Source organism: Citrobacter sp. S-77 (assembly GCF_963864895.1).
GTDB classification, from domain to species: domain Bacteria; phylum Pseudomonadota; class Gammaproteobacteria; order Enterobacterales; family Enterobacteriaceae; genus Citrobacter; species Citrobacter murliniae.
In genome coordinates, this window is record NZ_CAWLWU010000018.1 from 1 (window position 1) to 948 (window position 948).

Sequence of the window (948 nt, forward strand, 5' to 3'; positions counted from 1 at the left end):
TCATTCACCAGTATAACGAGAAACAAATTCACCATCGATAACAGCAGAAGTCAAAGAGCCACTAAAATTAAATTTAGAAGACGGTTCAAAGCGAATATCACCAACAGAATTAGACAAAATATAAAAATCACCAGAGCCATTGTTGATACGACCAACGATACGCCAACTTTTAGAACGAGGCGGTGCAGATACAGGAATATGAGACGGATTAGAATTCAAAACAGTAGACTCAACTGGTGTTTCTTTATTGGTTTCTTTATTAATTTGTCTTTCATCAGAAAAACCAGAGAAAAAACGGTATAAATAATATGCAGAAAAACAAAACATCAAAAACAATAAAATGGATGTGACTATTATTTTTTTAGATGAAAAAGCACTTTGTCGTTTATCAACAACAAGCTCAGTCCCCTGCCCGTTCTCATGAGATTTATATAAAGGGAAAATTAAAGGACTATACTTACATTGATAACTAGAAACCAAGTTTGTTTTAAATAATTTTACACCAGTAAAAATATCAACACGATAACGACTCCTGAGACCAAGAGCAACCAACTTACTCATACGATAAGTAGTTTCAACTCTGTCTTTAATAAAGCGAGGCAAGTTAGAAACAGATTGATTAATAACAACTAAATCACATGAAACACCTGTAGATTCATCATTAAAATGACGATGCTCAGCAATAAAAGAACGATGAAATGCAGGAATTGATTTATCGTTATCCCATACACGCCAAACTTCATCAACACAAATCAAATCACCGGGCTTGCAAAAGGAGTCATCAGATAAACCATCATCTAATTTATAAGGGAAAAATTTTTCATCCTGAACATCAGAATTACTAACTAAAATAACCTCTCCTAAGCCATCTTTAGAGGCTTTTTTATGAGAAACACAATAGTCATAAATTTTATCAGCATTCAAGCCATAGATATTAGTAACAACTCT

At 33.1% G+C, this 948-nt stretch carries 1 protein-coding gene; it reads right to left on the reverse strand.

Annotated features, from left to right (window positions below; translation table 11 throughout):
* Window positions 1-948 (reverse strand): zonular occludens toxin domain-containing protein (locus AACS05_RS24820; RefSeq protein WP_223306968.1); only part of this gene is annotated, 948 nt, incomplete at its 5' end.